The organism is Rhodococcus sp. ARP2 (assembly GCF_001029585.1).
In the GTDB taxonomy this organism is placed as follows: Bacteria; Actinomycetota; Actinomycetes; order Mycobacteriales; family Mycobacteriaceae; genus Rhodococcus_F; species Rhodococcus_F erythropolis.
Genome location: NZ_LEKE01000086.1, coordinates 61,146 through 84,012 on the forward strand (window position 1 = coordinate 61,146; position 22,867 = coordinate 84,012).

Annotated in this window: 20 protein-coding genes; 7 read left to right on the top strand and 13 right to left on the bottom strand. The window is 62.6% G+C overall.

All coding sequences use genetic code 11. From position 1 onward, the window contains the following. Positions 1-61: 61 nt before the first annotated feature. Genes ABX74_RS22545 through ABX74_RS22555 form a run of 3 tightly spaced genes read left to right on the top strand, consistent with a single transcriptional unit; the run spans position 62 to position 2,291 of the window. On the top strand, positions 62-862 hold the full coding sequence (locus ABX74_RS22545; RefSeq protein WP_047889743.1) for a crotonase/enoyl-CoA hydratase family protein: 801 nt from the start codon (positions 62-64) through the stop codon (positions 860-862). Further along, on the top strand, positions 859-1,719 hold the full coding sequence (locus ABX74_RS22550) for an EamA family transporter (RefSeq protein ID WP_020906830.1): 861 nt from the start codon (positions 859-861) through the stop codon (positions 1,717-1,719). The genes ABX74_RS22545 and ABX74_RS22550 overlap by 4 nt, the downstream gene beginning before the upstream one ends. Before the next feature lie 44 nt (positions 1,720-1,763). Continuing rightward, positions 1,764-2,291, top strand: a complete 528-nt coding sequence (locus ABX74_RS22555; RefSeq protein WP_003941993.1) for a gamma carbonic anhydrase family protein — start codon at positions 1,764-1,766, stop codon at positions 2,289-2,291. Between the two features lie 40 nt (positions 2,292-2,331). Here ABX74_RS22555 and ABX74_RS22560 read toward each other — a convergent pair whose 3' ends face one another. From ABX74_RS22560 to ABX74_RS22590, 7 genes are all read right to left on the bottom strand, one after another. Then, a complete protein-coding gene (locus tag ABX74_RS22560) occupies positions 2,332-3,318 on the bottom strand; it encodes a pirin family protein (protein WP_029254865.1) in 987 nt (328 codons plus the stop codon). A 20-nt stretch (positions 3,319-3,338) separates the two neighbouring features. Next, positions 3,339-3,812, bottom strand: coding sequence for a MarR family winged helix-turn-helix transcriptional regulator (locus tag ABX74_RS22565; protein WP_020906828.1), 474 nt, complete (start codon positions 3,810-3,812; stop codon positions 3,339-3,341). Then, positions 3,799-4,893: an LLM class flavin-dependent oxidoreductase gene (locus ABX74_RS22570; protein WP_047889808.1), complete on the bottom strand. Its 1,095-nt coding sequence runs from the start codon at positions 4,891-4,893 to the stop codon at positions 3,799-3,801. Before ABX74_RS22570 ends, ABX74_RS22565 begins: the two co-directional genes overlap by 14 nt. 147 nt (positions 4,894-5,040) lie before the next feature. After that, positions 5,041-6,573: a DHA2 family efflux MFS transporter permease subunit gene (locus ABX74_RS22575; protein WP_003942006.1), complete on the bottom strand. Its 1,533-nt coding sequence runs from the start codon at positions 6,571-6,573 to the stop codon at positions 5,041-5,043. Then, positions 6,570-7,040 carry a MarR family winged helix-turn-helix transcriptional regulator gene (locus tag ABX74_RS22580; RefSeq protein WP_003941890.1) on the bottom strand — a complete coding sequence of 157 codons (471 nt, stop codon included), beginning with the start codon at positions 7,038-7,040 and terminating at the stop codon, positions 6,570-6,572. Before ABX74_RS22580 ends, ABX74_RS22575 begins: the two co-directional genes overlap by 4 nt. Before the next feature lie 89 nt (positions 7,041-7,129). After that, positions 7,130-8,095 carry an NADPH:quinone oxidoreductase family protein gene (locus tag ABX74_RS22585; RefSeq protein ID WP_019744299.1) on the bottom strand — a complete coding sequence of 322 codons (966 nt, stop codon included), beginning with the start codon at positions 8,093-8,095 and terminating at the stop codon, positions 7,130-7,132. Positions 8,096-8,174: 79 nt separating this feature from the next. Then, a complete protein-coding gene (locus ABX74_RS22590; protein ID WP_021334063.1) occupies positions 8,175-8,831 on the bottom strand; it encodes a TetR/AcrR family transcriptional regulator in 657 nt (218 codons plus the stop codon). Between the two features lie 65 nt (positions 8,832-8,896). Between ABX74_RS22590 and ABX74_RS22595 the strand changes: the two genes are divergently transcribed. Both ABX74_RS22595 and ABX74_RS22600 read left to right on the top strand, forming a co-directional pair. After that, entirely contained in the window at positions 8,897-9,886 is a 990-nt protein-coding gene (locus ABX74_RS22595) for an NAD(P)-dependent alcohol dehydrogenase (RefSeq protein ID WP_029254864.1), read from the top strand. A gap of 44 nt (positions 9,887-9,930) precedes the next feature. Next, a complete protein-coding gene (locus tag ABX74_RS22600) occupies positions 9,931-10,689 on the top strand; it encodes an acyl-[acyl-carrier-protein] thioesterase (protein ID WP_081098388.1) in 759 nt (252 codons plus the stop codon). Here the strand turns inward: ABX74_RS22600 and ABX74_RS22605 are convergent. Then, positions 10,686-10,886 carry a hypothetical protein gene (locus ABX74_RS22605; RefSeq protein WP_003941897.1) on the bottom strand — a complete coding sequence of 67 codons (201 nt, stop codon included), beginning with the start codon at positions 10,884-10,886 and terminating at the stop codon, positions 10,686-10,688. The two genes, ABX74_RS22600 and ABX74_RS22605, sit on opposite strands and share 4 nt — an antisense overlap. 73 nt (positions 10,887-10,959) lie before the next feature. Between ABX74_RS22605 and ABX74_RS22610 the strand changes: the two genes are divergently transcribed. Beyond that, positions 10,960-11,457 (top strand): SixA phosphatase family protein, encoded by a 498-nt coding sequence (locus ABX74_RS22610; RefSeq protein WP_047889744.1) that lies wholly within the window; start codon positions 10,960-10,962, stop codon positions 11,455-11,457. Positions 11,458-11,470: 13 nt separating this feature from the next. Here ABX74_RS22610 and ABX74_RS22615 read toward each other — a convergent pair whose 3' ends face one another. After that, positions 11,471-12,478 (bottom strand): LLM class flavin-dependent oxidoreductase, encoded by a 1,008-nt coding sequence (locus ABX74_RS22615; RefSeq protein ID WP_047889745.1) that lies wholly within the window; start codon positions 12,476-12,478, stop codon positions 11,471-11,473. Positions 12,479-12,566: 88 nt separating this feature from the next. On the opposite strand from ABX74_RS22615, the gene ABX74_RS22620 reads away from it, so the two are divergent. After that, a complete protein-coding gene (locus ABX74_RS22620; protein WP_047889746.1) occupies positions 12,567-12,953 on the top strand; it encodes a glyoxalase superfamily protein in 387 nt (128 codons plus the stop codon). A 95-nt stretch (positions 12,954-13,048) separates the two neighbouring features. On the opposite strand, the gene ABX74_RS22625 is transcribed toward ABX74_RS22620, so the two are convergent. The 4 genes from ABX74_RS22625 to ABX74_RS22640 all read right to left on the bottom strand — a co-directional run bounded on the left by ABX74_RS22625 (position 13,049) and on the right by ABX74_RS22640 (position 22,787). Continuing rightward, complete coding sequence (locus tag ABX74_RS22625; RefSeq protein ID WP_019744304.1) at positions 13,049-17,005, bottom strand: DNA-directed RNA polymerase subunit beta'; 3,957 nt, start codon at positions 17,003-17,005, stop codon at positions 13,049-13,051. Positions 17,006-17,122: 117 nt separating this feature from the next. After that, entirely contained in the window at positions 17,123-20,629 is a 3,507-nt protein-coding gene (rpoB, locus tag ABX74_RS22630) for a DNA-directed RNA polymerase subunit beta (protein ID WP_019744305.1), read from the bottom strand. Between the two features lie 505 nt (positions 20,630-21,134). Next, positions 21,135-22,013 (bottom strand): hypothetical protein, encoded by an 879-nt coding sequence (locus ABX74_RS22635; RefSeq protein WP_047889747.1) that lies wholly within the window; start codon positions 22,011-22,013, stop codon positions 21,135-21,137. Positions 22,014-22,058: 45 nt separating this feature from the next. Beyond that, positions 22,059-22,787 carry a hypothetical protein gene (locus ABX74_RS22640; protein WP_047889748.1) on the bottom strand — a complete coding sequence of 243 codons (729 nt, stop codon included), beginning with the start codon at positions 22,785-22,787 and terminating at the stop codon, positions 22,059-22,061. Positions 22,788-22,867 lie beyond the last annotated feature (80 nt).

Genomic DNA, 22,867 nt, shown 5'->3' on the forward strand with positions numbered 1-22,867 from the left:
TTATTGAGAAATCTTGTGGTGAGAGACTGAGCTCAACTGCCATCGACTACCAGGAGCACCCATGAGCGACGCCATACTGATCTCGCGAACCGGCGATGTGGTCACGTGGACCCTCAATCGCCCGGACACCCGCAACGCGATCTCCGAGATCGACATGATCGGGGCCCTCGAAGACGCGGTCACCGCAGTCAACCGAGATCAGAGTGTGCGAGCGGTCATCCTCACGGGGGCCGGGTCGGCTTTCTCCTCCGGCGGCAACGTCAAACACATGCGAGACAAGGAAGGCATGTTCGGTGGTGCTCCCGGCGAGATCCGCCAGGGCTACCGGCACGGCATCCAGCGCATTCCGCTCGCGCTGTACACATGTGAGGTGCCGACCATCGCAGCCGTCAACGGCCCGGCCATCGGAGCGGGCTGCGACCTCTCCCTCATGTGTGACCTCCGCATCGCCTCGACCGCCGCAGTCTTCGCCGAGAGCTTCGTCAAGGTGGGACTCATCCCCGGCGACGGCGGAGCCTGGCTGCTCCCCCGCGCGATCGGCAACGCCCGCGCCGCCGAGATGGCGTTCACCGGCGAACCCATCGATGCTGCGAAGGCACTCGACTGGGGTCTGGTCTCGCAGATCACCGAACCCGAGGAATTGCTTTCCGCAGCGCACGCTTTGGCAGCTCGAGTAGCCGCCAATCCCCCGCAGGTACTCCGCATGACCAAGAAACTCCTCCGCGAAGGCCAGCACCAGAGCCTCGAGAGCCTGCTCGAACTCTCGGCCGCCATGCAGTCGATCGCCCACCACACCCGAGATCACCACGAAGCCGTCGCCGCGATGCTCGAGCGTCGAAGTCCCGAGTTCACCGGAGAATGAAGGCGGGCAGTCAGCTACTGCCGGTCGGCGCGGTCCTCACCTCGATACTGTCGCTCCAGTTCGGAGCGGCATTCGCGACGACCCTGTTCTCGCAGATCGGGCCGGCCGGAGCCACGACGCTTCGGCTGACGATCGCCGCGATCATCCTCGGCGTCATCGTCCGCCCGCGATGGAGCAGGTGGTCGAACCGGCAACGCAAAGGCATCTTCGCGCTGGGCATCGCCCTCGCCGTGATGAACGGCGCCTTCTACCTCGCCCTCGACACGGTGCCCATCGGCACCGCCGTCACCATCGAGTTCCTCGGACCGTTGACGCTGGCCGCAGTTCTGTCGCGTCGGTGGGCCGACGGAGCGTGGGTGCTGCTCGCCTTCGGCGGAGTGTTGCTGCTCGGGTTGGGGGATCACGGCGAATCCGGATTGGACCCGATCGGGGTGATGTTCGCGTTGATCGCCGCCACTGCGTGGGCCGGATACATCGTGGCCGGTTCCCACCTGGCCGCGACGCTCCCGAGCGCCGACGGGTTGGCAGGCGCAAGCATCGTCGCAGCCGTATTGACGCTGCCCTTCGGCGTCGTCTCGGGCGGAAGTGAACTGCTGGATCCGAAGATGCTCGCCGCAGGCGCCGCCGTCGCCATCCTCTCGTCCGTCATCCCGTACAGCTTGGAAATGTGGGCGCTGCGCTCCTTGGCCAAGAAGGTCTTCGCGGTCCTCATCGCCCTCGAACCGGCAGCGGCCGCACTGGCCGGAGTCCTCGTGATCGGGCAAACGCTCGACGCTTTCACACTCGTCGCCATCGGACTGGTGGTGACCGCGGGTGTCGGGACGGTCGTCATGAATCGAAAGTCCACACCGAAATAGTCCAGGTACCGTCAGAGCACGTCATTCCAACGCACAGGAGAACCATGACCAACCCGATCATCGCCACCGTTCTCGGTAACACCCCGCAGATCGACGAAAGTGCATTCATCGCACCCAACGCCACCGTTGTCGGCGCTGTGACCATCGCTGCGGGAGCCAGCATCTGGTACGGCGCGGTTATCCGCGGCGACGCAGAATCGATCTCCATCGGCGCTGACACCAACATTCAGGACAACTGCACGGTGCACGCCGACCCCACGTTCCCCGCAGTGCTGGGCGAGCGAATCTCGGTCGGCCACAACGCAGTGCTGCACGGGTGCACCGTCGAAGACGACGTTCTCGTCGGCATGGGTGCCGTGGTGCTCAACGGCGCACACATCGGTTCGGGATCACTGATTGCAGCCGGTGCGGTCGTGTCTCAGGGGATGCAAATCCCGCCTGGGTCACTGGTCGCCGGCGTGCCCGCCAAGGTCAAACGTGAACTCTCCGAAGGCGAAAAGGCCGGTATCACCGCCAACGGCGCCGGCTACATCATGCTCGCGAAGGCTCACCAGGACATCGAACAGGCCTGATCGAGACGATGCTCGCGGACGGTAGCCGCAAGAGCACCGACTAGCCTCGGGGCCGCAACGTACTGTTCGGCAACTCGGGTGCCGGGAGCGCCGGGCCGTCGTATCCCGGCACGACGCCGAAACGCTGGTCCGGGACGCTGCCGTCGAATCCGGAGGCCAGCTCGGCCTGCCACTTGCGTCGATACTCGACGATCTCTTCGTGGGTACGACCCATGAAGTTCCACCACATGATGACCTGCTCGCCCAACGGTTTCCCGCCGAGAAGTAGCAGTCGAGCCGGTTCGGATCCCGGATTGCGCAAAGTCAGTTTTCCGAAACCCGGTGCTTGATAACCCAACTCGGCCCAGCCGACGGTGGTACCACGCAGAACAACCGATCCTTGATCGACGATCACGCCGTGCTCATGTGAACGATCGACATCGAGGGCGATCTCGGCCCCAGGATCGAGAATCACCTCGGCACCGAGCAATTCGGTGAAGGTAGACACCGGAGACGTGTCACCGGCGAGCGAGCCGAGGAACACACTGAGCGTGGCACCATCGGTGGTCACCGGCTCCGGTCGATAGTGAACGAACGCGGGTGCGGTATCGCGTGCCGCATCCGGCAGCGCCACCCACAACTGCATCCCGTGCAGAACCTTCGTATTCGGCGTCGACACTTCGGAGTGCGCGATCCCACTCCCGGCCGTCATCAAATTCAGTTCACCCGGCCGCACCATCGCATGGGAACCGATGCTGTCACGGTGCTCGATCTCTCCGGTGAACAGCCAACTCACCGTTTGCAATCCGGTATGCGGATGCGGCGGCACATGCATGCCCGGTCCTGAGCCGACGTCATCCGGACCGTAATGATCGGCAAAACACCATGCCCCGATCAGCGAACGCTCGCGTTGCGGAAGGGTGCGACGCACTCGCATCGCCCGCGGGCCACCGAGCGGTACGTCGCGCGGGGTGAGAATCTGAATCTCGCTCTCCGCCGGATGGCCTTCGCATTCCTGCTCGACGGGCTGCGCTTCGAGGTTGCTCATATCGTCCATCCTGCCTCTAGTCATGACTGCGCGAGACGCAGACGCGTGCACAATTCGGCCAACATTCGAAGTTCATCCGCGTCCAGGGCCGGTCCGACGTGGCGACGAATGCTCGCCGCATGACGACGGCCCACTGATTTCTGCAGCGCTGCACCCGCTTCGGTGAGTTGCACGATCGTCCCGCGGCGATCCTGTGGATCAACACTTCTCGATACCAGACCTTCACCCTCCAACCGTTCTACCAGGCGGCTGAGTGACGGCTGGCTCAACAGGATCTCGCGATTCAGGTCATGCAGGCGAAGTGAACTACTCGGTGTGAGGCTCAATGTGAACAGCACGTCGTACTCGCGCATCGACACCTGATCCCAGACGTCGTCGGCAGAGAGCCGCCGCAGCACCGACACCTGGGCGCGAAACAAGGCTTCCCAGGCGTCGGTGGCGAGTTCGGTGGTACTGACCGGAACCTCAGGCGGTTGCTCGTCAGGCAGTGACACTGCTTGCCTCACGAGCCGCCTTCATCGACGCGTGAGTGGGCGGGTTGTCCGGCACATGTGCTGGCCGCCTGGCCGCGAACTCACGGCGCAGAACCGGAACAACTTCCTCACCGAGCAGATCGAGCTGCTCGAGCACCGTCTTGAGCGGCAACCCGGCGTGATCCATCAGGAACAGCTGGCGCTGGTAGTCACCGAAGAAATCGGCAAACGCCAACGTCTTCTCGATGACCTGCTCAGGGGAACCGACGGTCAGCGGCGTCTGCTCGGTGAACTCTTCGAGTGAGGGCCCGTGGCCGTACACCGGAGCATTGTCGAAATACGGACGGAATTCCTTGACCGCGTCCTGACTGTTCTTGCGCATGAAGACCTGACCACCGAGACCGACAATCGCCTGATCCGCGGAGCCGTGGCCGTAATGCTCGTAACGCTGGCGGTAGAGATTGATCAGCTCGATGTAGTGCTCTTTCGGCCAGAAGATGTTGTTCGCGAAGAATCCATCGCCGTGATAGGCCGCGATCTCCGCGATCTCGGGGCTGCGGATCGAACCGTGCCACACGAACGGCGCGACGCCGTCCAGCGGGCGCGGGGTGGACGTGAATCCCTGCAGCGGTGTGCGGTGCTCCCCTTGCCAGTTCACGACCTCCTCGTCCCAGAGCCGGCGAAGAAGTTGATAGTTCTCGAGTGCCAACGGGATACCGGCGCGAATGTCCTTGCCGAACCACGGGTACACCGGCGCGGTGTTTCCGCGTCCCATCATCAGATCGACACGCCCCTCAGCGAGGTGTTGAAGCATCGCGTAGTCCTCGGCGATCTTCACCGGGTCGTTGGTGGTGATCAGCGTCGTGGAAGTGGAGAGCGTGATCTTCTCGGTCTGGGCCGCGATGTATCCGAGCATCGTGGTCGGAGATGACGGCACGAACGGCTTGTTGTGGTGCTCGCCGGTCGCGAAGACGTCGAGACCGACTTCCTCGGCGTGCTTGGCGATGGTCGTCATGGCCTTGATGCGCTCGTGCTCTGTCGGGGTCTTACCCGTCGTGGGATCAGTGGTGACGTCACCGACCGTGAAGATTCCGAACTGCATGGTTGCTCCTCCGCGAACTAGATCCATGCGTTTGCATGTAACTGATCAAACATTCAACCATCCAGCTGTATTCCACGGCAAAAAGATGAGGGCGGCACACAAGATGTGTGCCGCCCTCATCTGGACAAACGATCTACCGAAAAGCGGTCAGTGCATAACGATCGGCGTTGCCGTCTCGCCCTCGGCCACCGGCCTGGTGGTCTTGCTCCGCGGCAGGAAGAACGCCGGGATGAGGGTCAGGACGATCAGCACAGTGGCAACGAGGAAGGTGTTGCCGAAAGCGTCCGACGCCGCACTGAGAATCGAATTCGCAGCAGACTCCTGCGGACTTCCCGGCTCGGTCGGAATGTGCGACGCCGCACCGACCATCGTCGTATCGAGGCCACGATCGAGAAGCTGGTTGGTCAAGACCACCGACATCACGGCGGTACCGATCGAACCTGCAGTCTGCTGAACGATGTTCATCAGAGTGGAACCGCGAGCGATCTGCTCGTTGGAGAGCGTCACGATAGCTGCGGTCATCAGCGGCATCATGGTGCAACCCATACCGAGGCCCATGACGAACAAGGCGCCCATCAGCAGCCACGTCGGGGAATCCGAGGCAACCTGTGTGAACACACCCAAACCGATGAGAATCAGCGGCAAACCGGTCAGGACGATCTTGCCCGGGCCGATCTTGTCGACCAGTCGACCAGCGATCGGCATGGTGACCATAGCGCCCAGCCCCTGTGGAGCCATCAACAATCCGGCCGCGAGCGTGGTGTGCCCGCCGACCTGAATGAAGTAGCTCGGGAACAGCAACCCGGCGCCCATGAACGCGACGATGAACAGCGACGTCGTGATGACGGCGGTGGTCAACTGACGGTTCTTGAACAGGTGCAGGTCGATCAGCGGGTGATCCTTGTTGAGCGCGTGAAACACGAAGGCGATGATCAGTGCCAGACCGATACCGGCCGACACCAGAACTCGAGCCGACGCAACGGTTCCCACCTCAGGGATGGACGACACACCGAACAGGAACAGCGCCAGACCGGGCGACAGCAGGATCATGCCGAGGAAGTCGAAGGACTCCGAAGGCTTCGCCTTGTCGGACGGCAGAATGATGAACGCAGCAGCCAGAGCGATGATGCCGATCGGCAAGTTGATCAGGAAGATCCAGTGCCAGCTCGCGGCCTCGATCAGCCAACCACCGAGAATCGGGCCGCCGATGGGACCGAGCAGCATCGGGATACCGAGAACTGCCATGACACGACCGACACGGTCCGGACCGGCGGCCCGGGTCATGATCGTCATACCGAGCGGCATCAACATGCCGCCGCCGAGACCCTGGAGCACGCGGAAGCCGATGAGCGAGGTGATGTCCCACGCCATCGCACAAGCGACCGAACCGAGCACGAACAGCACCAGGGCCGTCATGTACAGGCGCTTGGTGCCGAAACGGTCGGCAGCCCAACCGGTAACCGGAATGACCGTCGCCAAGGCGAGCGTGTAGGCCGTCATCGTCCACGCGACGGTGGCGTACGAAGTTTCGAAGTCCTCGGCAAAAGTGGTGAGCGCGACGCTCACCACGGTTACGTCGAGAATCGACATGATGGCGCCGAGCACCACCACGGAAGCGATCTTGAGGACCGCCCCGTCAAGTTTGTCGGACGCCGGTGCCGGCGCGTTCGGCGATGTCATCGCGAAGTCTCCTGGTTAAGTGCTCGCAGATAGTCACCCGCGAGAATGGGCTTGAGAGCCTCGAACAAACGAATCCGCTCTGGCTCAGGAACACGCGACGCGAATTCGCGAAGCTGGCCGCGCTTGCACTCGATGTGGTTGGTCGTCACCTTACGACCGGCCTCCGACAAGGAAACCCGCTTGACGCGTCGGTCCCGCTCGTCTTCACGGCGATCGACCAGACCCATGTTCACGAGCTGATCGATGTTCCGCCCCGTAGCTGCCACCGAGAGCCGAAGCTCGTCGGCAACCTCGTTGATCGGGATCGCCGCATCACGTTGTGCAAGTACGAACAGCACACGCACCTGAGAGAACGAGAGATCCAGTTCGATCAACGCATCGATCGACTCCGAATCACCGGCGCTCATCAGGCGAGTGAACAACTCGTCGAGTGCTCCATACAGGTCATCAGAATCGGAAGCGATCACCTGGCAAATGGTAGTGCGGTTGCAACTATTGCCCAAATGAAAACATGTTGCAACTTATTATTTGGTGAGCACCATCACGTTGCGAAGAATCATTCCTGCAGCAAGATGGCCTTTCCGAGAACTTTGCCGCTTTCGAGATCAGCCAGGGCAACTGCTGCGTCGGCAAGCGGATACCGTGCCTTGACCAGCGGACGCAAGCCGTTCCGGACGTGTTCTACCAGCGATGCATGCACCTCGGCTACCGCTTCGGGATTGGTGCGCGTGAACTCGCCCCACGCCGCGCCGACAATGCTGATATTGCGGAACAGCACCCGGTTCACCTTGACCTGAGGAATGCCGCCGCCGGCAAAACCGATAACCACAAGACGCCCCTCCGGCGCCAGAACCCGGACCGCGTCGTCGAACGCATCCCCGCCTACCGGATCTACCACGATCTGAGCGCCGACGCCGTCGGTCAGTTCCCGAATCCGCTCTCCCCATCCCGGAGCCAGCGCGACAACCTCGTCGGCACCGAGCTCACGCAAGAAGTCCTCGACGCCTTCGCGTCGCACTACGGCAATCACCCGAGCCCCGTGTGCCTTGGCCAGCTGGATGGTTGCCGTTCCGACTCCGCCCGCAGCGCCGAGCACGACGACCGTCTCCCCCGCGACGATCTTCGCGCGACGAGCCAGCGCGAACTCCATCGTCTGATAGTTGATGATCAGAGAGGCCGCCTCGTCGAAGGCGAGTCCGTCCGGAATTCGGAGTACCTGCGCCGGGTTGACGGCAATCCGCTCTGCATAGCCGCCCAGATACGCGGCCGCGAGAACACGATCGCCCGGAGCGAAACCCGACCCTTCCGGCGCGGAGACCACGACGCCCGAGATCTCTGCGCCGGGAATGAACGGCGGTTCCGGGCGGATCTGATACTTGCCGTAGGTGATGAGTAGGTCCGGAAAGCAGACACCACTGGCCTTCACATCGATGAGAACAAGACCTTCGGCTGCGGGCTCGGGAACCTCCTGCGCGACAATTCCTTCGGGACCGGACAGTTCCGTAACCACCATGGCGCGCACAGAAAGCTCCTCTTCGGGACATCTGAAGTCTGGACCGGTAACCCGGTTTTCTCGACTTTAACCCGGTACTCACGTCAGATCATCGTTCGCTCCCGATGTGCAGACGTTCGAGTCCGTCGAGAATCAGATCAAGACCGAAAGCGAATTCGGCGGCGTAGCTGTATCCCGGAGCTAGGACGTGCTCGGTGGTCAGCTCGGCCAGGTGCGGATACTGACCGCTCTCGAACGAGCCCATGATCGCCTTCGCCAGTTCCGTCGTTTCCTGCGCTGTTTCGAACGGCAAGCTCACCTCTTGCAGCACGAAGCCGTAGATGTACGCATCCATGATCGAAAAGGCATGCGCAGCAAGGGCGACCGGAAAGTCGGCAGCGCGTAGTGTTCCGATGACGGCGTCGTGGTGGCGCAGGGTCGCGGGACCAGGCGTCGTTCGGGACTCCATCAACGGAGTTGCCCACGGGTGCCTCCCCAGCACCTCCCGAGTCGATACCGCTCGCGCGTGAACTTCCGTTCGCCACGGCAGTCCCGGCGTCGGAAGATCGATCTCCGCAAAGACCGCGTCGACCATTCCGTCGAGCAGATCCCCCTTGTCCGAAACATGGTTGTACAGAGACATCGCCTCGACGCCCAGTTCGGTCCCCAGCTTCCGCATGGTCATCGAATCGATTCCGACGGAATCTGCAAGCGCCACGGCAGCGCGTACAACATCATCTCGGGTCAATCTTGTGCGCTTCTCCACATTGACAGAACTTACACCGTAAGTGCAATACTTACGGTGTAAGCATTCGACGAACGGAGACTCGCATGCCGCAGGAACTGATGACCGCCGTCGTACAGGATCGCTACGGCGAAGCCGACGTTCTCTACCTCGACCACATTCCGCGCCCCACTGTCGCCGACAACGAAGTGCTGATTCGCGTCGAGGCCGCGTCCGTCGACCGCGGGGCATGGCATCTCATGGCCGGACTGCCATATCCGTTGCGCCTCGCGGGATTTGGACTGCGCAGACCTGAGAACCGGGTCCGCGGACTGGACGTTTCCGGCCGAGTGGAGGCCGTCGGCAGTTCGGTGACCCGCGTGGCAGTCGGCCAGGAGGTATACGGGATCGCGGTCGGTTCGTTCGCGGAGTACGCGTGCGCACTCGAGACGAAGATTGCTGCAAAACCTGCCCGGTTGTCGTTCGCACAAGCAGCAGCGGTGCCGGTCTCCGGCCTCACAGCGCTGCAAGCCGTGCGCGACCACGGCCGCGTGCAGGCCGGGCAATCCGTCCTCGTTCTCGGTGCATCCGGTGGCGTCGGGATCTACGCGGTGCAGGTGGCGAAAGCCATGGGCGCGCTCGTCACCGGCGTATGCAGCACCTCGAAAACCGATACCGTCCGCTCCCTCGGTGCCGACGAGGTTCTCGACTACCGCGTCGACGACGCCACCGACGGATCGCATCGGTACGACGTCATCATCGACACCGGCGGCAACCGCCGACTGCGAGATCTTCGACGGGCGCTCACACGCACCGGAAGGCTCGTGATCGTGGGCGGCGAGAACGGCGGACGGTGGCTCGGCGGAATCGATCGCCAAATCCGCGCACTGTGCTTGTCTCCGTTCGTATCTCAGAAGCTCGGGTCTTTGATGGCTTCGGAGAACGCCGAGGATCTGGAGGTGCTGACGGCAATGATCGACGCAGGTGTCATCACCCCGGTGATCGACTCCGTTCATCCCCTTGCCGACACCGCCGTCGCCGTGGCACGAATGGTCGACGGTTCCGGCTGCGGAAAGCAGATAATCGCCACTCGCTGAAAAGCCTGACAGAATCGGCTCACTCCAGCGAACAGGAATCTCACGTGAACCCAGATCTCACGCTCGCGCCGCAGCCAGACAGAGGACCGATCTTCGTCAAGTCCCGCCCGGTCCGTACCGGCGACATCGACGTCGCCAAGCAGGCCAGGCTCGACGCCGTCGCCCGTTATCTGCAGGACATCGGCAACGACAACATCGAAGCCGCCGGCGCCATCGACACTCATCCGCTCTGGATAGTGCGTCGTACGGTCGTCGATGTCGTACGCCCGGCGATCTGGCCGGAAGAGTTGACGATGACTCGCTGGTGCTCCGGCTTCTCCACGAGATGGGCGAACATGCGCGTGCGCTTCGACGGCAGCAACGGCGCGCTGATGGAAACCGAAGGCTTCTGGATCAACATCAGCGCCGAGTCAGGCATGCCCACCAGGATGAGCGACGACTTCATGCGGCCGTTGGAAGAATCCACCGACGAGCATCGCCTGAAGTGGAAGCGTGTCCTCGCCGAGAACGCACCGGAGGCAGACGACGCGGGTGTTCTGGACACGCCGTTCGCTCTGCGCGCCACGGATATCGACCCGTTCGACCACGTCAACAACGCCGTCTACTGGCAGGCAGTCGAAGAGGTCCTCAGCGCGCGCACCGAACTGCGTACAGTTCCGCATCGAGCACTGATCGAGTACCTCTCCCCCATCGTCTCCAGTGACGACGTCGTCCTGCGCAGCCGCGTCGACGACAAGACCGTCACGGTCTGGTTCCTGGTCGGCGAAGCGCTCCGCGCAGTTGCGCAGGTGAGCGCCCTCTAACGCAGTTTCTGGGTCGCGACAGCCGCGACACCGAACACCAACGCAAGAAGAATCGCGGCCCAGAAACCGAAGAGCCACCACACCACGCCGAACACGACCACTGCCGGGGCAACGGTGATGAAAGCGATGGTGGGGCTTTCGCGTACCACCTCGAGTGCAGTTCGGGCATTAGTTCGATCGAGCTTCTTACCGGCCATCGAAAACCTCCTTCAAGGTCCTGACCATCCAGAGTAACCGGACTGACGGGCACAAAGCGGATACCGTGAACGCATGGCCGACCACCGCACCCTCGTCCTCATGCGACACGGCAAGTCCACCTACCCCGAGGGCATCCGTGATCACGAGCGTCCGCTCGCCGAACGGGGCCTGCGCGAGGCCCGCATCGGCGGCGAATGGATCCGCGAAAACGTCCCGCCCGTAGACGCCGTTCTGTGCTCCACCTCCCGGCGCACCGTCGAAACCCTTGCCTCGACGGGAATCGAAGCTCCCGCCGGATTCGAGAAGTCCATCTACGGCGGCTCACCCGCAGACGTCATTGCAGCTGCGCGAACCACGTCCGACCACGTCAAGACGCTCCTGATCGTCGGACACGAACCCGGAATTCCCTGGACTGCACTCGATCTCGCATCGAACGAAAACTCCGAAGCGGCCCAACGTATCCGCGACAAGTTCCCGACTTCGGCGATCGCCGTCCTCTCCGTACCGGTGCCGTGGACCGAACTCGACGACTCCGTCGCCACTCTGCTCGAGTTTCACGTGCCCCGTTAGATCAACCACACCGCTAAAGCACCTCACGTAGCAGGCGGTCCGAAAGTGCAAGCGCGTCACGGTCGTACGTCGACGTCGACGCCAGCACTTCGTCGGCACCGGTCCGCTCGGCGAGATCGTGAAGCTGTTGTTTCACCTCGACAGGTGTGCCGTGCAGCGCCGACGCCATGAACGACTCGATACGCCTGGCATTTCGATCACTGCGCGGGGCGCGCCTGATCTCGTCCGGCGACGCGAGCGGCGGAAACTCCCCCGTCCGTGACGATTCTGCGAGCGCGTATGCCTCCGGGATCAGCAACTCACGCGCCGCGTCGGTGGTATCGGCAACCGCCACTTCGAGAGAAACCACCACATAGGGTTCGGGATGAGCGTCGGTGGCCCGGAAAGCTCGGCGGTACTCGTCCAATGCATCCACCCGGTCGGTGCTCCCGATTCCGAGTATCGGCCCACCCACGACCACCGGAAGCCCCAGTTGCGCTGCCACTTTCAAACCTGTACGCGTCGCGAGTACGAAGATCGGCACCCCGGTCTCCGACGCCGGCCGTGCCGTCACTGCCGCGGATCCGTCCAGATAGCGCCTCACCTCTTCGAGATCTGACGCAAACGTGTCCGGAGCATCCTTGCTGCGTCGTAGTGCCTGACGAACAGGTTCCGTGAATCCCAGCGATCGGCCGAGGCCGAGATCGATTCGCCCCGGGTACAGAGCCTCCAGCATCAAGAACTGCTCGGCGACGATCAGCGGTTGGTGATTCGGCAGCATGACCCCACCGCTCCCGAGTCTGATATCGCGCGTATGCGCGCCGATTGCGGCAAGCAGTACTGCCGGCGACCCGCTCCCGATCCCGGGCACCGCGTGATGCTCGGCCACCCAGAACCGGTGGTAGCCGAGACCGTCGGCGTGCGCGGCGCGTTCGACGGAATGCGTCAGAGCTGCGGAGTCGGGGTATCCGCTCCTGGTTCGGGATCGGTCGAGCAGTGAGAGAAGCACTCTCGGAGCAACAAGGAATTCGGAAAGTTTCATCCGGACGCCTAATGAGGACCGTTTCTGACCGCAATACCCGCAACACTGGACCTGTCGCCGGAATCCACCATCACATGAAGGGCACGTCATGGACATCAAGCTCGAACTGGTCGCCATTCCCGTCACCGACATCGACCGCGCCAAGGACTTCTACGTCCGCCTCGGCTTCAACGCCGACCACGATCACACGGTCAGCGAGGACCTGCGCTTCGTCCAGCTGACCCCACCCGGTTCGGCCTGCTCGATCTGCATCGGCAAGGGAATCACCGACGCAGAGCCCGGTTCCGTCGTCGGCATGCAGGTAGTGGTCAAGGACATCGAAGAGGCTGAGCGCGAGTTCAAGAGCCGCGGCATCGACATCAGCCCGATCGACGACCAGGCTTGGGGCCGATTCATCTACTTCGCCGACTCCGACGGCAACAAGTGGGCAGTCCAGGAGATCGTCATCCCGGACCTCAGCGGCAGCAACTCCTGAAGCGAGCGAGATGAAAAATCCCCCCACCTCTTTCGAGGTGGGGGGATTTTCTACGAACTAACGCTTAGCGGTAGTCGTCACATACGACTACCCGACTAGCGGTAGTCGTTGCTGAAGCCGTAGTCGTCCAGCGGAACTGCAGCACCGGTGTTCTGGCCGAAGCCGTCCGGGCTGTAGTACTGGTCGTCGTACGACGGCACTGCGTAAGCAGCGGCGCGTGCCTCTTCGGTGGGCTGAACCTGGATGTTGCGGTAACGGTTGATACCGGTACCGGCAGGGATCAGCTTGCCGATGATGACATTTTCCTTCAGACCGATCAGCTTGTCCGAGCGGCAGTTGATAGCCGCGTCGGTCAAGACACGAGTGGTCTCCTGGAACGATGCCGCGGACAGCCACGAATCCGTCGCGAGCGACGCCTTCGTGATACCCATGAGCACCGGACGGCCGGCTGCGGGCTCGCCACCCTCGGCGACAACGCGGCGGTTTGCCGACTCGAACTCGGCGCGCTCGGTGAGCGAACCGGGCAGGAACTCGGTGGCACCGGAATCGATGATCGTCACGCGACGAAGCATCTGGCGCACGATGACCTCGATGTGCTTGTCGTGGATCGACACACCCTGGCTCCGGTACACCTCCTGGACCTCGTTGACCAAGTGGATCTGAACCTGACGCGGGCCCATGACTCGCAGGACCTCGTGGGGATCGGCAGCACCTTCCATGAGCTGCTGTCCGACCTCGACGTGGTCACCGTCAGCCAAGAGGCTTTCGCGACCGTCGGCATGCTTGAAGACGCGCAGACGCTGACGCTTGCTGAGCTTGTCGTAGACAACCTCTTCGCCGCCGTCGTCCGGAACGATGGTGATCTTGTAGAAACGATCGCCGTCTTCGAGCTGTACCCGACCGGTGACGTCCGCGATAGGAGCCTTGCCCTTGGGCACACGTGCCTCGAACAGCTCCTGGACACGCGGCAGACCGCCGGTGATGTCATCTCCTGCGACACCACCCTGGTGGAAGGTACGCATGGTCAGCTGGGTACCGGGCTCACCGATCGACTGTGCGGCGACGATACCGACAGCCTCACCGATGTCGACCAGCTTGCCGGTGGCCATCGAGCGGCCGTAGCAAGTGGCGCAAACGCCGGTGCCGGTGGTGCAGGTCAGGACCGAGCGGACCTTGACCGTCGTGATGCCGGCTTCGAGCAGAGCATCGATCGCGGGGTCACCGAGATCGTGGCCACGCTCGACGATGACGGTGCCGTTCGCGTCGACTGCATCGGCCGCCAAGGTACGGGCGTACGTGCTGGTCTCCACGTGAGCATCGCGGATCATCGTGCCGTCGGCCTGCTTCTCGGCGATCGTGGTGACGATGCCGCGCTCTGTTCCACAGTCGACCTCGCGGACGATGACGTCCTGCGAAACGTCCACCAGACGACGGGTCAGGTAACCCGAGTCGGCGGTGCGGAGTGCGGTATCGGCCAGACCCTTACGAGCACCGTGCGTGTTGATGAAGTACTCGAGAACGGTCAGGCCTTCCTTGAAGGAAGACTTGATCGGACGCGGGATGAACTCACCCTTCGGGTTTGTCACCAGACCCTTCATACCGGCGAGCGAGCGAACCTGAGTCATGTTGCCGGCTGCGCCGGACTTCACGATCATCGGGATCGGGTTGCTGTCGGGGAAGTGAGCCTCCATGGCCTTGCCGACCTTGTCGGTCGCTTCCTGCCAAATGGTGACCAGAGCGCTGTTGCGCTCCTTCTTGTCCAGAGCACCACGCTGGTACTGCTTCTCGATCTTGTCGGCCTGAGCCTCGAAGTCCTCGATGATGGCAGGCTTCTCCGGCGGCACGAGCACGTCGGAAATCGAGACCGTGACACCCGAACGGGTGGCCCAGTAGAACCCGACGTCCTTGAGCTTGTCGACGGTCTGAGCAACCACGATCATCGGGTACCGCTCGGCGAGATCGTTGATGATCGTCGCCTGGCGCTTCTTCGGCATCTGCTCGTTGACGAACGGGTAGTCCGCCGGAAGCAGCTCGTTGAAGAGCACACGGCCGAGTGTCGTGGTGGCGGTCCAGCCGTCACCGTATTTCCAGCCCTCGGGGAACAGTTCGTTCTCGAGGTCGCGCGGCGGACGCTGCTGCGTCAGACGCACCTTGATCTGAGCCTGAACCGAGAGCGCGCCGCGGTCGACTGCCATCTGAGCCTCGGCGGGCGAGGAGTACACGCCCTGCTCTGCCTCGTCGTTGGTCGGAGCAACGAGCTCACCGGTGACACCCTCGTCGAGACGGGTCAGGTGGAACAGACCCGTGACCATGTCCAGACGCGGCATGGCGAGCGGGCGACCCGAAGCAGGCGAGAGGATGTTGTTCGAGGACAGCATCAGGATGCGGGCCTCGGCCTGAGCCTCTGCCGACAGCGGGAGGTGAACAGCCATCTGGTCACCGTCGAAGTCGGCGTTGAAGGCCTCACACACCAGCGGGTGGAGCTGAATGGCCTTGCCCTCGACGAGCTGCGGCTCGAATGCCTGGATACCCAGACGGTGCAGCGTAGGTGCACGGTTGAGCAGCACGGGGTGCTCGGCGATGACCTCTTCGAGGACGTCCCACACCTGGACGCGCTTGCGCTCGACCATGCGCTTGGCCGACTTGATGTTCTGCGCGTGGTTGAGATCGACCAGACGCTTCATCACGAACGGCTTGAACAGCTCGAGAGCCATCAGCTTGGGCAGACCACACTGGTGCAGCTTGAGCTGAGGACCGACGACGATCACGGAACGACCCGAGTAGTCGACGCGCTTACCGAGCAGGTTCTGACGGAAACGACCCTGCTTGCCCTTGAGCAGATCGCTCAGGGACTTCAGCGGGCGGTTACCCGGTCCGGTGACCGGACGTCCACGACGACCGTTGTCGAACAGGGCGTCGACCGACTCCTGCAGCATCCGCTTCTCGTTGTTGACGATGATCTCGGGAGCACCGAGGTCGATCAGTCGCTTGAGGCGGTTGTTGCGGTTGATGACGCGGCGGTACAGGTCGTTGAGGTCGGACGTCGCGAAACGTCCACCGTCGAGCTGAACCATCGGGCGAAGCTCCGGCGGGATCACCGGAACAGCGTTGAGGACCATGCCCATCGGCGAGTTGCCGTTGGTCTGGAATGCCGCAACCACCTTGAGGCGCTTGAGTGCACGCAGCTTCTTCTGGCCCTTGCCGCTGCGGATGGTCTCACGGAGAGACTCCGCCTCGGCGTCGAGGTCGAAGTTCTGCATCAGGATCTGGATGGACTCTGCGCCCATCGCACCCGTGAAGTACTCGCCGTAACGGTCGACCAGCTCGCGGTACAGGAGCTCGTCGATGATGAGCTGCTTGACGCTCAGCTTGGTGAAGGTGGTCCAGATCTCGTCGAGACGATCCAGCTCACGCTGCGCGCGGTCACGGAGCTGACGCATTTCGCGCTCGCCGCCGTCCTTGACCTTGCGGCGGACATCGGACTTCGCGCCCTCTGCCTCGAGCTCGGCGATGTCGGCTTCGAGCTTCTGCGCACGTGCCTCGAGATCGGCGTCGCGCTGATCTGCGACGGTCTTCTTCTCGACCTGCATCTCGGCTTCGAGGGTGGACAGCTCGTTGTGACGGAGCTCCTCGTCGACGCCGACGATGACGTAGGCAGCGAAGTAGATGATCTTTTCGAGATCCTTCGGAGCCAGGTCGAGCAGGTAACCGAGACGGCTCGGAACACCCTTGAAGTACCAGATGTGCGTGACCGGTGCGGCCAGTTCGATGTGACCCATACGCTCACGACGAACCTTGGCGCGAGTGACCTCGACGCCACAGCGCTCACAGATGATGCCCTTGAAGCGGACACGCTTGTACTTACCGCAGTAGCACTCCCAGTCCCGGGTGGGGCCGAAGATCTTCTCGCAGAAGAGGCCGTCCTTCTCGGGCTTGAGCGTGCGGTAGTTGATGGTCTCCGGCTTCTTGACCTCGCCGTAGGACCAATTGCGGATGTCCTCTGCACTGGCCAAGCCAATGCGGAGTTCATCGAAGAAGTTGACGTCGAGCACGTAACTTCCTTTCCCCGTTGGGGTTACGGTTGCCGGTCACCCGGCAACCTGACTGCCAATTCAAATGTGAACTACGCCCCCGGGCCGCTCTTTCAAGAGCAACCCGGGGACCGAAACCTAGTTCGCGAGGTCGTCGACCGTCGCAGCTTCGTTCCTGGACAGGTTGATGCCCAGGTTCGCTGCGGCCCGCTCCAAGTCCTCGTCATCGCCGTCCGCCATCGTGATGGCCGCGCCGTCCGAGGACAGCACCTCCACGTTGAGGCAGAGCGACTGGAGCTCCTTGAGGAGCACCTTGAACGACTCGGGGATGCCGGGTTCGGGGATGTTCTCGCCCTTGACGATGGCTTCGTACACCTTGACTCGACCGACCACGTCGTCCGACTTGATGGTCAGCAGTTCCTGCAGCGTGTAAGCCGCGCCGTAGGCCTGCATCGCCCAGCACTCCATCTCACCGAAGCGCTGGCCACCGAACTGGGCCTTACCACCGAGAGGCTGCTGCGTGATCATCGAGTACGGACCGGTCGAACGAGCGTGGATCTTGTCGTCGACCAAGTGGTGCAGCTTGATGATGTACATGTAACCGACCGAGACCGGGTACGGGAACGGCTCGCCGGAGCGGCCGTCGAACAAGGTGGCCTTTCCGTCGGGTCCGACCATCTGCTCGCCGTCACGGTTCGGCAGCGTCGCGCCGAGGAGACCGGTGAGCTCGTCTTCCTTCGCACCGTCGAACACCGGGGTGGCGATGTTCGAGTCGGCCGGAGCGGACAGCATCTCTTCCGGCAGGGTCGCAGCCCAGTCGGGACGAGTGCCGTCGGACGCGATCTGAATGTTCCAGCCGGTCTTGCCGATCCACCCGAGGTGGGTCTCCAAGACCTGACCGATGTTCATACGACGCGGGACACCGTGCGTGTTCAAGATGATGTCGACAGGCGTGCCGTCCGAGAGGAACGGCATGTCTTCCTGCGGCAGGATCTTGCCGATGACGCCCTTGTTACCGTGGCGGCCGGCGAGCTTGTCGCCGTCCTGGATCTTGCGCTTCTGTGCCACGTAGACGCGGACCAACTCGTTGACACCGGGAGGCAGATCGTCGTCTTCGTCACGTGAGAACACGCGGATTCCGATGACCTTGCCGGTCTCACCGTGAGGAACCTTGAGGGACGTGTCACGAACCTCGCGAGCCTTCTCACCGAAGATGGCGCGAAGGAGGCGCTCTTCGGGGGTCAGCTCGGTCTCGCCCTTCGGCGTGACCTTTCCGACCAGCACGTCGCCGTCACGAACCTCGGCACCGATACGGATGATGCCGCGCTCGTCGAGGTCGGCAAGGACCTCGTCGGAGACGTTCGGGATGTCGCGAGTGATTTCCTCGGCACCGAGCTTGGTGTCGCGGGCATCGATCTCGTGCTCCTCGATGTGAATCGAGGTCAGGACGTCCTCTTCCACGAGACGCTGCGACAGAATGATCGCGTCCTCGTAGTTGTGGCCTTCCCACGGCATGATCGCGACGAGCAAGTTCTTGCCCAGCGCCATCTCACCGTTCTCGGTGCAAGGGCCGTCGGCCAGAACCTGGCCGGCCTCGACACGCTGTCCCTCGTCCACGATCGGACGCTGGTTGGCGCACGTGCCCTGGTTGGAACGCGCGAACTTGCGCATCCGGTACGTCTTGCGGCTTCCGTCGTCAGCCATCACCGTGACGTAGTCCGCGGAGATCTCCTCCACGACACCGGTCTTCTCGGTGATGATGACGTCGCCGGCATCCACAGCTGCACGCAGCTCCATGCCGGTTCCGACGAGAGGTGCCTCGCTGCGAACCAGCGGGACAGCCTGACGCTGCATGTTCGCGCCCATCAGGGCACGGTTTGCATCGTCGTGCTCGAGGAACGGAATCATCGCGGTTGCGACGGACACCATCTGACGCGGCGAAACGTCCATGTAGTCGATGTCGGAGGACGCGACGAACTCGACCTCGCCACCCTTACGGCGGACGAGAATCTTCGAGTCGGTGAAGCGACCCTCGCGGTCGATGGCCGAGTTGGCCTGCGCGACTACGTGGCGGTCTTCTTCGTCAGCGGTCAGGTAGTCGACCTCGTCGGTCACCTGTCCGTCGACGACGCGACGGTACGGGGTCTCGATGAAACCGAACGGGTTGACGCGGGCGTAGACCGACAGCGAACCGATCAGGCCGATGTTCGGGCCTTCCGGGGTCTCGATCGGGCACATGCGGCCGTAGTGCGACGGGTGAACGTCGCGAACCTCGAGGCCGGCGCGCTCACGGGACAGACCACCCGGGCCGAGGGCGGACAGACGACGCTTGTGCGTCAGCCCCGACAGCGGGTTGTTCTGGTCCATGAACTGCGACAGCTGGGAGGTTCCGAAGAACTCCCTGATCGCAGCGACGACGGGCCGGATGTTGATCAGTGTCTGAGGCGTGATTGCCTCGACGTCCTGCGTGGTCATGCGCTCACGAACCACACGCTCCATGCGGGACAGGCCCACGCGGATCTGATTCTGGATGAGCTCGCCGACGGTACGCAGACGACGGTTGCCGAAGTGGTCGATGTCGTCGACCTCGACGGGAACCTCGACGCCGCCCGGAGCCGTCATCGAGGTGTCACCTGCGTGCAGACGCACGAGGTACTCGACGGTGGCGACGATGTCTTCTTCGGTGAGCGTGGATGCAACGATCGGCTGACCCGCGTTCAGGCCGAGCTTCTTGTTGATCTTGTAACGACCCACGCGAGCGAGGTCGTAGCGCTTGTCCTTGAAGAACAGGTTCTCCAGCAGGGTCTGCGCGCTCTCCTTGGTGGGGGGCTCGCCCGGACGCAGCTTGCGGTAGATGTCGAGCAACGCCTCATCGGTGCCGGCGGTGTTGTCCTTCTCCAGCGTGGCCATGAGGATCTCGGAGAAGCCGAAGCGCTCCGTGATCTGCTCGGTGGTCCAGCCGAGTGCCTTGAGCAGGACGGTGACAGGCTGACGACGCTTGCGGTCGATACGGACACCAACGGTGTCGCGCTTGTCGACGTCGAACTCGAGCCATGCGCCGCGACCCGGGATCACCTTGACGCTGTGCAGATCCTTCTCGGTGCTCTTGTCGACGCTCATGTCGAAGTACACACCGGGGGAACGCACGAGCTGCGAGACGACCACACGCTCGGTGCCGTTGATGATGAAGGTGCCCTTGTCGGTCATCATCGGGAAATCTCCCATGAAGACCGTCTGGCTCTTGATCTCACCAGTGTTGTTGTTGATGAACTCCGCGGTGACGAACAACGGCGCCGCGTAGGTCATGTCCTTGTCTTTGCACTCGTCCGTCGAGGCCTTGACCTCGTCGAATCGAGGGTCGGAGAAGGACAGCGACATAGTGCCGTTGAAATCCTCGATCGGAGAAAGCTCCGCGAGGATGTCCTCGAGACCACCGGACACTGCATTGTCGCCGAGTGCCGCTGCTCGTTCACGCCAACTCTGCGCGCCGATCAGCCACTCGAACGAATCTGTCTGTACGTCAAGAAGCCCGGGAACTTCGAGGGGTTCGCGAACTTTCGCGAACGAAACCCTCTTCGGGGCTCCGGGGATTCCGGAAACTGCCTTGGTCTGGCTAGAGACTGCCAAGATGCGTCCTTCCAGCACCTCACGCGGGCCGCTCCGTGCTGTTGCGACCGCCGCTGTATCTGCTTCGAATTTCGCTGGTTACAACCCGAACGAAACCCGTCGCAGAAAGCAAGAAGTACTTGACTTCGCAGCGGTTGAGACGAGGGGTGGACAGGAGGCAGCCAGCGCAACGTCCAAAAGTACACCCTTACTCTGGAAATGTCGAGTCGGGTGTAACTGAGGGTCGAATTCAGATACTGACGTGAGACTGCCGATCACTCGTCCGTGCATGTTCACCGATCAGAGTGGACCTTGCGGACCGCTCCGTCAAGGGCGAGAGCGCGTGTCGCAGCATTCGAACATTCGTGACGCGCATTCGAACACTGCCACCGGAAGTGTAGCCAGCAACGGCGTCACATACGAAAAATCTGGACCGACATCGTGCGTCGGTCCAGATCTTCGCGCTGGTACGCAGGTGCTACTGGTCGCGAATCTCCGAGCTACTGGTCGCGAATCTCCGAGCTACTGGTCGCGAATCTCCGAGCTACTGGTCGCGAATCTCCGAGATCAGCCAGTTTCCGTCCTGCTTCTCCAGACTCACGATGACCATTCCGGAGCGAGAGTCTGCCGCCACGCCGTTCTGCGTCGAGCTGACGTTCAGTTGGGCGAGCAACTGCGCCCGGTCCTTCTCGAGTCGTGTGATCCCGATCAGCGGGACATCAGCGGTCGTTGCCGTCTGAGTTTGTTCGACGCCGGCCTTCTGCGTGTCCTTGTACTGGGTCAGCTGATCGCGCATCGACTGGTTCAGGCCCTGGACACCCTTGTCGAAATCGGCGTCGAAGGTGTCGGGAGAAAACGTGAAGACTGCAGCCAACGCCGACGGCGTCACACGAAGAACCTCAGCCGTGGCGCCTTCGTCCACCCAGGCGATGTCGTCCGTCTTCGCGCCGACTTTGAAGAAGGCGATGCCGGCGAGGATCGCGACGATGACCGCTGCGGCCCCCAGGATCGCGACCAGGCGCCAACCGGTCTTGGATTGTGTAGCTGTTGTCGCCGACTCCCCCGCGCCCGTCTCCGGGGTAGCAGGGGCCTTGGGTTCGTCTGCGACGGTTTTCGCCGGTTTGGTCAGATCGGGGCCTGGTGTGGATTCCGGAGCGTCGGTTTCCGTCTTCGGCGGCTCGATGTCGCCGGACTCGGCCTTCGTGAGCGTCGGCTTCGCAACCTTCGGCTTCGCAACCTCTGGCTTCACAGCCTCCGGCTTCACAGCCTCCTGTGTCTCTTCTTCCGGCTGTTCGATCGTGGGCTCGACCGGGTCCGAGTCGGACGTCCCCGCGGGGACGTTGAGCGAACGAGCGCTTCCAGCGATCTTCGGCCGACGGTTCTGAGGGGAGGACGGTCCGCCGGTACGACGTTTGGGTGGCATTACGCGCTTCTCCTTCGAGGGATGTCGGTGTGCAGGTTCGACGAACTACTGGCCACCGGAATCACCACCCTCGGTTGCCGGTGCAGGAGCACCGGATGCCGGTGCTTCGGTCCCCGAACCGGGTGCGGGCGTTGCGTCAGGAGCAGGCGTGGAGCCGTCGGCAGCCGGCAGAGTGCCCGAGCCGAGATCGAGCCGCGATCCGATCGGATCAGCGGACTGCGCCTTCCAGACCCCGTCGACCTCGACCATGCCCAGCCGCATGCCGAGCTGATTCTTGACGAACTGGTTGCCCTGGGTCGTGGTGACTCGAACGACGACCAGTGCCGTGGCGGTCCGGTCATCGGTATTGAGCTCGGTCAGCGCGGACTGCACAACTTCGGTATCAGCCTTCGAACCCGAGTTACGCAACTCGTCGGTGATGGAATCCTGAACGGTCTGCAGATACGTCGTCATCTCGTCACCGGTCACCGAAGAACGCATGTTCTCGATCGACTGGTCGAGATTGGCCGAATCCGCATTGTTGAGGTTGATCGCGACTTGCTGCGCACCGATCAGCGCGTCGTCACGCATCTCGGCGGTGGTGCGGTCGGTGGTGAGCGCCCGAACGTACGGGACGCCGAACACACCGAGCGCAACCACTGCAGCCAGAAGCAAGACACCGACCGCAATCAGAGACGCTGTCAACCCCTTCGGTCTACCGGTTGTCGGCGCTCCCGATTCGACTTGCTCGGGCCCGCCGGACTGCGGGGAACTGTTTCTCTGAATCACACTCACTACCCTACTTACCTGTTTTGCCCAGCCTCTGGCCGCGAATCGTCAACTGCCACAACTCAGTAGCCTGAACTGCACAAACT